Genomic DNA, 10,506 nt, shown 5'->3' on the forward strand with positions numbered 1-10,506 from the left:
GTTTGGCTTTACTGCGTCATGTTGCAGACCGGGCCAGGTCAGAACTTAATATTGAACGAGGCCTTGAACCCGTTTTGCCTGGCACCGCTGCCATACTGGCCGGTATAGCTGAGACCGAGCGTCGAGGCCCGCGTCACATCGAAATCAAGCCCTGCTTCCAGCAAAGCCGTATCCTTGGCAATCGGCGCACCTGCCACACTGAAGGCATCACCGCCCGCGAAGGCCTGCGTTGAGACCGGTATGATGTCGCCATAGGCATGGCGCCAGCCGAGCGAACCCTTCAGATTAACGGATGTTGATCCAAGCAACAGTGGAGCCTCCGCCCGCAGGCCGAGAGTCGTAAAGGTCGTGTTGGTCGTTTCGCTTTCGACATTCAATGCCGCAGCGCCACCCGTTTCTGTGAAAGCGTCCGTGCGCAATCTGATATGCGCGAGATTGGCGAACGGTTCGAAGGATGCGGCGGTCGTGTCGATCCGATATCCGACCTCGCCGAAAGCTTGGAGCGTGCGCGCATCATAATCGGCCTCCAGCGAGTTGGAGAGACCGGTAAATGCAACCGACCGCGATGCATCGAGGCTATGCCATGTCTGGATCAGCCCGGCGCGCAGTCCCAGCGGGCCCCACTGGTTGCCGCCATAGATGCCGAGATGCCAATTGTCACTCGTCGCAGCCGCATGTCGCTCCTTGAGATCGATATCCGCCCGGCTGTAACCGCCCGCGAAACCAAGGCGCCAGCCCTCTCCCAGCCCAACATCGAGACCGGAGATGAAGCCTCCTGTCGATGTAGAGACACCGGCAGCATTGGCATCTCCATCCTGCTCAACCCAGGAGCCGAAGCCTGTCGCCCAGAACCCATATTGCCCCAGGGATGCGCCATCGCTGACCGCATCAATTGCGGCAGACGCACGGGACGGTTCTTTTGTTTTCGCATAAGAAAGTGCCGGAACGTCCTTCGCTCCGACACTGGCAAATGCCGAGCGCAAGCGATTGTTTATCGCATCCGCCGCCAAATGCGATGTCTCGATCAAGCCTGTCTTAGTGGACGCATATCCATCACCGGACAGTTGGTCGAAAGCCTGCCTTGCCCCCGCAGCACCCAGAAAGGCGACAGAATTCGCAACCGGATTGCCCAGCCTCAGACTGTCGATTGCACCAGCGACAGCCCGCTGATTGTCTGTCTGCGCAACACTTGCAAGCGAAACTGCATTGCGCCCGATGGTCAGGAGAACATTATTCGCATCATAGCTGAGGCTTGGCGCGATGAAATCAGTCGATCCGGTCCAGGAAACGCTGCTGAATGTCGTGCCTGCAAGATTGCCTGCGGTCAGGATCGTGTAAGGCCGGTTCAGCTGATAGCCACCGAGCGTAGATACGGTCACCGCACCCGCCAGATTGGCGGTTCCGCCCACCTTGATCAGATCAGATCCGCCCTGCGCGTCGATTTCCGCCGCATAGACCGAAGACGATGCCAGCGTCAGGTCGCCATCGACCGACACGATGCCGACGGAATTGCCGGGCGTGATCGTGCCTGAGCTGGCCAGACCTCCGGCTATTTGCCAGTTGCCGCCAAGAGTGGATGTAGGATCGACACTGACATCGCCACTCACGGTAATCGGTATCGCAATCGTGCCGCCACGGGTTGCAGAGCCCTCCGCAAGCAGGACATTGCCGCCGATGAAATCGCCTTCATCCCCAAAATCGAAATTGCTCTGGACGCCGGAAAGGTTTCCTTCGATCACCGATTGCCCCGCGAAAACCAGACTGCTGCCGCGTTTCGCCTCGATATGCGTGATCCCCTGAATTTGGCCCTTCCAGTCTGCGCCATTCTGCAGAGTCAGAACGGTGTTTCCTGCCCCGGTTTTAGCCTGCGTGTCGATAATATCGCCCGTGCTGACGGAGCCTGCATCGAGTTCGATATCGACAATGCCGCCGGAACCCGCTCCATTGGAACGATCCACCTGCAACAAGACGCCATTATTCTCTGTCGCAACGGTTCCACTGCGGAGGCGAATTTGCGCTACATCGTCAGCGCTGGCCAGAACAACGCCAATTGTCGGTCCCTGCGCAGTTTTAAGAACCGTGCCTTCGGCGACGATCGTGCCCGAGCCTGAAATCGCCAGAGCGGACGCTGCCTCGCCCTGCGCGGTGACACTGCCGCCCGTGAGCGAAATCGAACCGCCCGCCTGCGCCAAGGCCCCGGCAGCACCAGCACCGGAAGTCACAATCTGCGTATTTGTGGCCGAAATCGAGCCGCCTACCGTTCCCTGATCATTATTGGCCAGAAGCCCATGGGCCTGATCGCCGGTCGTCTGGATGGTTGAAGCGGAAAGCCTGATCGTGGAAGCGGATTCGGCGAAGGCGCCAAAGCTCGATGCGCCAACGGTTTCGACGGCGATATTCTCGGCATCGATCAGCCCCTCATCGACGGTATGCAGGCCGACAGCGAAATTGCTGGCCTCGGTGCGGATGGTGCCGCCAGTCAGAGAGACCGTGCCGGACGTGGTTCCGTCATAAGCGTAACCCGGGTGGTTGGTGCCGAATGCGCCCGCCTGCACGGCATGGGCATTGTTGCCTAAGGTCGTGATATCAGCGCTTGACGTAATCGAGCCGCCATTGCTGGCAAGCAGACCGTAATTGCGCAGACCATGGGTCGTGATTGAACCGCCGTTGAGCGTCACGCTCGCATTGTTGTGCGACTGGACGCCTTCGGAAAAGCGGGCCGCGTTGTTGGTCACGATTGCCACATCATTGGCGATGACCGTCGCATTGTCGGCCTGGATGCCCCTTGCGTTGCTGCCCGAAGTGGTGATCGAACCACCGTTCAACGTGACGGCGCCACCCGACAGGGCTTCGACGCCGTGCGCGGTAGCGCCGCTTGTCGTAATATTGCTGTCTGTAAGCAGAACCTGGCCGCCGCCATCGACATAAGCGCCGGATGCATTGGCTCCAGCGGTCGTGATGGTGAGCGCATCGCCGGAAATCTGCCCGGCGACAGTGCCCATGTCATTATTTGCGATAAGGCCGAATGCCTTCTGGCCGGACGTGTTGATTGCCGAGTGCGATAGATTTATCGTCGACCAGCTTTCTGCGAACGCGCCAAAGCCGCTGGCGCCCGTCGTCGTGATCTGAACTGAGCCGTCAATCGTGCCGCCATCAATCGCATGCAATCCATAGGAACCGACGCCGTCAGTGGTGACAGCTACCCCGCCGAGCAGATGAATGAGCGAATGATCCATGCCATTCGCGTTGCTTCCCTTCGCACCGACCTGAATGCCATGTGCTTTCGATCCCGACGTGATGACGTTGATGTTCGACACGTTCAGCGTCGAAGCTGATCCGGCTGCGGTCGAGACAAGCACGCCCCATGCGCGCCCATTATTGGTCGTCGCCACTTCGTAGGTCGCGCCCGAGCCGTCCAGGTTGGCCGTACTGCCCCCGGCATAACGGTAGGCTGCGCCGTTTACCACAACGCTCGTCGCCGCAGCCACTGTGCTCGTCAGAATGAGAGCCACGGCTGTTGAGCCCAGCACCCGCACCAGATCTTTTGAAATGACCGACATCATTGCCCCTAAATGCGCCCCTACAGCCCCCCCGGCCCACGGCGAATAATCCAACAAATAAATTTAGCAATTCCGCAAATAAAATGCAGAATACTTACAGATCACACCGAATCCATATCTAATGTTGAAGATTCGTACAACGCAGAATACGCTTATATTTATAATAAATCGCAATTTTATGCTCATATATTTAATGAAATTGCACTCATATATTCAATATTACGATTATATAAATACTAAATTAGAAATTTATACATTTTATAATTATAATTTTCGGAAATTAACTGCGCTCCAAATAGCAAAAAACATACCTCCCCAAGCATGCGCAAAGGGAGGCCGACACATCCAGAAAATCGCAATGAAAAGAATGGCTCTTGCAGGCCGGGCAATAAGCAGCCGGTCGATGCGAGGGCTCAAAGCCTTGAGCGAAAAGCGAAGCAATAGAAGCATAACAGCCGGAGCCATAATGGCTCCGGCTGCGAAGGATCAGATCAGACCTTCTTCCTTCAGCGCCTTCTGCGCCGCTGGACGCGCCATGACGCGTTCACGCAGGGCGAGCGCCTTCGGATAGGCGCTGAGATCGACCTGCATCGCAAAGCCCCAGCCAAGGACGACCGACGCATAAACATCGGCTTGGGTCAGTTCTTCGCCCAACCAATAGCTGCGACCATCCACCAGCATGGCTTCAAACTGGCCCATGCGGCGCGTGATATTGGCAAGCACACCCGCCTTCGCTTCTTCCGTCAGGTTCGGTGCAAACAAGCCGCCGAAGGCAGAATGCAGATCGCCGCAGAAGCCGAGTGCTTCCTGCAAGCGTGCGCGTTCCATCGTACCATAGGCAGGCTTGAACGCTGCGACATCCGAATGATCGCCGATATATTGCAGGATAGCGGCGTTCTGGGTGATCACCACGCCCGGCTCGATCTCCAGCGCCGGAACCGCGCCACGCGGATTGACCACCAGAAAATCGGCGCCGCTGGCGGTGATCTTGGACTTCAGGTCCACGGCTTCAAACGTATAAGGCAGGCCGGTTTCGCTGAGAACGATATGCGGTGCGAGCGAACAGGCACCGGCTTTGTAATAGAGCTTCACTGAAAGATGTCTCCGAAGAATTGCAACGCGGGATGTCTATCAGTTCCCGCTACCCCTGCAATATTGTCGGGGGCAATTTTTCGTGTACTCAGCTGATGCCGGAAATTCTTTGCGCAGATATGTTTCGATCAGAAAAGTGACGCAATGCGCGCCGGCTTGGATGACGACATGCGGGGCACCACGACCAGCTTATTGAACTCGCCGCGCTTGAAGGCGCGCAGGAAGCGCGGATAATCCCGGAACACCACGCAGCCATTGGAATCGCCGTTGCGTCCCAGCATGAATGTATGCGCCAGAAGCCCGTCACGATTGTAGCGGTTGTTGCCGTCAGCGGGTGTCAGGCGGATCGCTTCAACGCCGTGGAAGAGCGCCTCGCGCATGCGCAGATTGTAGCTGTGCGGCGGCGTGGGGCCGCGGTTCTTCTGGTTCACATAGCTGGGGTTATCGCGCATGCGACCGATGCCGGAATGGGCTTCGAGCTTTTCCCCGCTCGGCAAATAGACGGTTGCAGCGGAAATGTCATAGATCGCCACGCGGCTGCGCGCAGCCTGATTGAGCAATGGGCTGAAAAGGCCCGGCTCAGGACTGTCCGTCAGGCCGCTTTCGGGCGCGTAGGCAAGCTGCGTCTTCGGACGCATGCGCGAGGCGCGCAGCGCAGGCTTGGCACCCGGCAAAGGCACATCATCCGGCACGAACATATCGCTATCGGTATCGTCGTCAGCCGCCATGTTCGTTTTCTGGTCAGGCGCGGATTGCGGCAACGGTATCGCCTTGCCGACCGGCAGATTGGACGTGGCACTACCCTCTGCATCAGCTTCTTCGGCCTGCGACAGAGGCAAAATACCGGACGGGTTCTGCGGTTGTATCTGGGCCAGCGCGACAAGAGCGGCAGGCGTTTGCGGCGCGCTTGCATAGCCAAGCGTGACAGCCGCTGCTGTCGCGGGTTTCGCCGCCGTGTCGCCCGTTTTATCCATGGCCGTGGCGGCTGAAGCAACTGCAACCGGCTCGGGCAGTTTGACCCGGTCGGCGCGCGGTTCGACCACCGATGCGACGTCTACGGATTTTGGTTCGATGACCGAATCCGGACCGATATCGGCAATGATCGGCTGATCGTCGGTCACTTTGTTGCGGTGCCAATCGAGATTGGAATAGGCGCCATCCGCCGTATAGGCCTTGATGAAGCTCTCGCGCATCTTGTGCGATGGCGTTCGGGTCTGATCGACAAGGGCGAGCGCCTGCGGCATGGCCCCGGGCGCGCGCCGCATGACTGGCGCGACAGGTGCAAATGCCGGGATGACCGTTTCAAGCGCGCCGAGCGTGGTCAGCATCCAACCACCGGCGAAAAGCCCTGTAACGGCAAAAGCCGTCAAGCGCGCAAAACCGCGCAAACTGAACGGAACGCTGATACGGCTGCTACGCGGAACCGCATAGCCATACACTTCTGTCACACACGCCATGATACTAACCCGACTGGAATTCGACTTCGCGGCCCCACTTTCGGGCCCTCGCCTCGCATGGCAGTTCGGCAAAAAAGCGAACAGGACATGGCAAAGCAGTGGCCGAAGCAAAGCAGTGACCGCAATGGTCGCTTCCAGCATGGCGAATTATGGTAACCAAAGTCTTTACGAACGGCGTCCGTCTGATAATTCCTCTCGCGGAGAGGAACGCCTCATCAACCCGTCAGGCGATAAGGGGGCGGCGTATCGTCCGAAATTTCGGGGAATTCCTTGCCCTCGGTCACCGTGCGATTGCGCCCGCGATGCTTGCCGCGCATCAAGGCAAGATCGGCCCGGGACACCGTTTGCCATAAGGTTTCGTTGCGACGCAGCATGGCGACACCGAAACTGCATGTCACATGACGACCACTGGGCAGCGCCGCAAAGTCATGACGGGCAACCCGGTTGCAAAGTCGCTTGGCGAAGCGTTCGCAATATTGGGCGCTGCCCGCGACCAGCAGAACGAATTCCTCGCCGCCGACACGACTGACAAGCGCGTCCTTTCCGACCAACGACTGCAGCAGATGTGCAAACTCGACCAGCACCCGGTCACCGGTCGCATGGCCCAACTGGTCGTTGATCGCCTTGAAATGATCGATATCGGCAATGATGACCGCATGGGTCGCGTCCAGCGGAGCCTGCGCCAGCGCGCGCTTTGCGCATTGTTCCATGCCACGCCGGTTGAGAAGGCCCGTCAACGGATCGGCATCGCGTTCATTGCGCAATTTGTCGATGTTATCGAGCGCGGCCACCGTCAGAATGAACAGGCCGAGCAGCACGCCGCCCATCGACGCAGCCACCGTCACCCATGACCAATAAGGCAAGGACAGCAATTGCCTGGAACTCAACACATCATCGAGCATGATGATCGTGAAGACACTGCGCAGGAAGAAATGCGCCGCCAGCAGCACCAGCACCAGACGCAGCGCAGATTCCACCCACCGGTCGCCCGGCACACGCCGGGCATACACACACAAAAGAGCGGCCAGCGTTCCAAGGCCGATATTGGCAGCAACGACCAGATAGCTGTAGATCGCGCCATACCATGCAAGGAGGCCGACGACCGCCAGCGTCGAAATGGTGATCAGCGACGCGGTTCTCGGCGGAAAGCCGCGCCCCAGCCGCACCATTACCGCCTGACAGAACAGCCAGCCAGCCGCAAATTGCAGCAAGATTGCCAAAAGGAATGTATGGCGCAGATTGGGCAGAAACGGTGAAATCTGTACGAAATGCCCCAGCGAAAATGCTGCAAAGCTCAGGCCGAACAGCAGCATATGCGTCCGCCGCCTGTCGAGCACCCATAGACTCGACATCGCGACCGCAAACAGCATGATCAGCAAAGAGGGAACAATTTTCACGAGAAGCCGAACCAAAAATCGATTGAATTATAATTCAACAAGTAGTGGTGCCCATCTGGAAGTGCAATTGCACATATGAGTCAAATTAACTTTTGTAGCACAATTAATAGTTACAGAATAAAATATTCACTTATTTAAATAAAGGAAGCGCTAATATAAAATTGCAAACAATGACCTCCACGCAAACGCTGAATTCTATTCTTAAATAGGCGCATAATGTTTATCCCCAGTTATTGCTCGCGAAAGTCAAACAGCATGCGCTTGAAGCCATTTCCGGCCATTATTACCTGTTACTAATGCGAATGAAGGCTTGGTCTGGAAAAGGCTAAATGTCATCCTGTGCCCATGCTATTCGAGCGGGTCCGGCCTCAATCTGGCCGGTGACGCTCTGTTTGGAGAATTTCGATGCGCCACCAGTTCGACCTTTTTACTCCCGCTGCGAAGGCTGGGGAAGAACGGGCGGAGCTGCGTCCTGCCCGCGCGAAACCGAAGCGCGACATCGGCAAAGCACCTGCCTTGAACGAGGCGGAAATGGTGCGTCAGCTGAACGACAGCGGGCGTTATCGCATTTTGCAACGACTCGATCCTCTGCCTGTGGTGCCTGATGCCGACAGAATGGCCTTCCCTCGCCTTGGCGTTGTCGTGGATACGGAAACGACTGGACTGAATGCCGCGCAGGAAGAAATCATCGAAATCGGCGCCGTCGCCTTCTGCTACGCCGATGACGGCTCGATTGGCGATGTCTGCGCCACCTTCGGCGCTTTGCAGGAACCATCAAAGCCGATCCCGGCAGACATTACCCGTATCACCAACATCACCGATGAGATGGTGAAGGGGCAGACGATCCCGCTGGCGGAGCTGGAAGCATTGATCGCCGATGCCGATCTGATCATCGCGCATAATGCCGGTTTCGACCGTCCGTTTCTGGAGCGGTTCTCACCGGTCTTCGCCAACAAGCCGTGGGCCTGTTCTGTCAAGGAAATCGACTGGACCGCACGCGGTTTCGAAGGCACCAAGCTTGGCTATCTGATCGGCCAGAGCGGGTATTTCCATAACGGGCACCGCGCCGAGGATGATTGTCAGGCGCTGCTTGCGGTGCTGAAGGAACAGTCCGGCGATGTGACGCCCTTTGCCGAACTGCTGCAAGCCAGCCAGAAATCGCGCCTGCGCATCTATGCCGAGAACAGCCCCTTCGAAATGAAGGACAAGCTGAAGGAGCGTCGCTATCGCTGGTCGGACGGCAGCGACGGTCGTCCGAAATCATGGTGGACCGAAATCGGCGAAGACGAACTCGAAGCCGAACTCGACTATCTGCGCACCGAGATTTACGGCTGGCGCGACGCCGAGCCGCTCATCCAGAAGCTCACCGCCGTGGACCGCTACAAGGAACGCGCGCCGCTCAGGCCCAACAGATAAGAAGGGCCGCTCAGCGTCCCCTCTCATCCTGAGGAGGTGTCCTGAGCTTGTCGAAGGACACCGTCTCGAAGGGTGAGGATGAGACGGGACAAAATTTTGGCCTTGCAGCCCCCCTCGCCCTTCGAGACGGCGCTTCGCGCCTCCTCAGGGTGAGGGATGCGGGGTTGGCGATCATCTCGCCTCTATGGATCAGCCGAGAACCGGCCAAGGCTTCTGCGCAGGCCGCATCCCCTCATACGCTTTTGCCATCCGCAACACGCCCAGATCATCGAAACGCTGGCCGAAAATCTGCAGGCCGATCGGCAGGCCCGTCGATGTATAGCCGCAATTGATCGAGATCGCCGGTTGTTCCGACATGTTCATCGCGACTGTAAAGGCAATGTGTTCGAACGGACGCTGCGGATCGTTGATCGGCGATGCCCATTCCGCCGGATACGTCGGCATTGGAGCAGTCGGCGAGATGATGAAGTCGAAATCCTTGGACGCGGCGAGCGCCGCATGGCGCATTGCGTCGATCTGCGCGAAGCCGGAATAGACCTCCTCGCCGTTCAAGCCTTCGGCGGTCTCGGTCCACTGATAGATGTAAGGCAGGATTTTCGCGCGGTTTTCCGGCGTCATCTTCTTCACATCGGCCCAGGAGCGCGCGCGCCAGAAGCGGTCGAGACCGTCGATCATGGTGCGATTGAGGAACGGCGCAACCGGCTCGATGATCGCGCCCGCATCGGCGAAAGCTTTCGCGGCTGCTTCCACCGCGGCGCGGGTTTCATCGCCGGTCGGCTCGCCGAAACCGGCATCGAGCCAGAGACCGATTTTCAACCCCTTCACATCGAGGGCGAGGTCCATCCAGTCAATGTCCTGATAGGGCAGGCTCATGGCGTCGCGACGGTCCGGACGCGACAGCACTGACATGTAAAGCGCGCTGTCGGCAACCGTGCGCGTCATCGGACCGGCCACGCGACCGAGGAATGGCGGATCAATCGGAATACGCCCGAAGGACGGCTTCAATCCAACGAGACCGCACCAGCCAGCCGGCAGGCGGATAGAGCCGCCAATATCGGTGCCGATATGCAAGGGACCATAACCAGCGGCACCGGCACTGCCTGCACCGGCGCTTGAACCGCCCGGATTGGTGCCGAGGTCCCATGGATTGCGCGCAAGCTTGTGGAAGCTCGACAGCCCCGAAGACAACATGCCGAGATCGGGCATGGTCGTCTTGGCGAGCAGCACGCCGCCAGCCTCACGGGTACGGGCCGCAGGTGGGGCATCAGCGGCGGCAGGCTTCAGCGGCAGCGCCGCGCAGCCAAGCGGAACCGCCGTTCCCTCGGTCGCAATGTTTTCCTTGATCGTCAGCGGCACACCATCAATGGGGCCTGCTGGTTCACCCTTCGCCCAGCGCGCTTCGGAAGCCCTGGCCGCCGCCCGCGCAGCATCCGGGTCATAGACCCAAAGCGCGTTCAGCTTCGGCTCATAGGCTTCGATGCGGGTGATGACGGCTTCCGTGACTTCGACCGGCGAAAGCGACTTCGCCTGATAGGCGGACACGAGTTCAACGGCTGACAAATCGGCAAGATTCGACATTGGATA

Annotated in this window: 6 protein-coding genes; 1 reads left to right on the plus strand and 5 read right to left on the minus strand. The window is 58.5% G+C overall.

The window, feature by feature from the left end:
• Positions 1 to 38 precede the first annotated feature (38 nt).
• The 4 genes from ABWW11_RS10465 to ABWW11_RS10480 all read right to left on the minus strand — a co-directional run bounded on the left by ABWW11_RS10465 (position 39) and on the right by ABWW11_RS10480 (position 7,461).
• On the minus strand, positions 39 to 3,560 hold the full coding sequence (locus ABWW11_RS10465; RefSeq protein ID WP_167836108.1) for an autotransporter domain-containing protein: 3,522 nt from the start codon (positions 3,558 to 3,560) through the stop codon (positions 39 to 41).
• A 486-nt stretch (positions 3,561 to 4,046) separates the two neighbouring features.
• On the minus strand, positions 4,047 to 4,652 hold the full coding sequence (gene gst, locus ABWW11_RS10470; RefSeq protein ID WP_109369684.1) for a glutathione transferase: 606 nt from the start codon (positions 4,650 to 4,652) through the stop codon (positions 4,047 to 4,049).
• Positions 4,653 to 4,780: 128 nt separating this feature from the next.
• Complete coding sequence (locus tag ABWW11_RS10475) at positions 4,781 to 6,109, minus strand: DUF2778 domain-containing protein (RefSeq protein ID WP_235858995.1); 1,329 nt, start codon at positions 6,107 to 6,109, stop codon at positions 4,781 to 4,783.
• A 215-nt stretch (positions 6,110 to 6,324) separates the two neighbouring features.
• Positions 6,325 to 7,461, minus strand: a complete 1,137-nt coding sequence (locus ABWW11_RS10480) for a GGDEF domain-containing protein (protein ID WP_244597175.1) — start codon at positions 7,459 to 7,461, stop codon at positions 6,325 to 6,327.
• Positions 7,462 to 7,911: 450 nt separating this feature from the next.
• Between ABWW11_RS10480 and ABWW11_RS10485 the strand changes: the two genes are divergently transcribed.
• On the plus strand, positions 7,912 to 8,922 hold the full coding sequence (locus tag ABWW11_RS10485; protein WP_109369686.1) for a 3'-5' exonuclease: 1,011 nt from the start codon (positions 7,912 to 7,914) through the stop codon (positions 8,920 to 8,922).
• Positions 8,923 to 9,111: 189 nt separating this feature from the next.
• On the opposite strand, the gene ABWW11_RS10490 is transcribed toward ABWW11_RS10485, so the two are convergent.
• Positions 9,112 to 10,500 (minus strand): amidase, encoded by a 1,389-nt coding sequence (locus tag ABWW11_RS10490; protein ID WP_319080700.1) that lies wholly within the window; start codon positions 10,498 to 10,500, stop codon positions 9,112 to 9,114.
• Between the last annotated feature and the right edge of the window lie 6 nt (positions 10,501 to 10,506).

The sequence above is a fragment of the Brucella sp. NBRC 113783 genome (assembly GCF_040372265.1).
GTDB lineage: Bacteria > Pseudomonadota > Alphaproteobacteria > Rhizobiales > Rhizobiaceae > Brucella > Brucella teleogrylli.

Bases quoted from the DNA above. Each gene is read 5' to 3' on its own strand.
- ABWW11_RS10465 (WP_167836108.1), bottom strand. From the start codon at position 3,560: ATGTCGGTCATTTCAAAAGATCTGGTGCGGGTGCTGGGCTCAACAGCC.
- ABWW11_RS10475 (WP_235858995.1), bottom strand. From the start codon at position 6,109: ATGGCGTGTGTGACAGAAGTGTATGGCTATGCGGTTCCGCGTAGCAGC.
- ABWW11_RS10480 (WP_244597175.1), bottom strand. From the start codon at position 7,461: ATGTCGAGTCTATGGGTGCTCGACAGGCGGCGGACGCATATGCTGCTG.
- ABWW11_RS10485 (WP_109369686.1), top strand. From the start codon at position 7,912: ATGCGCCACCAGTTCGACCTTTTTACTCCCGCTGCGAAGGCTGGGGAA.
- ABWW11_RS10490 (WP_319080700.1), bottom strand. From the start codon at position 10,500: ATGTCGAATCTTGCCGATTTGTCAGCCGTTGAACTCGTGTCCGCCTAT.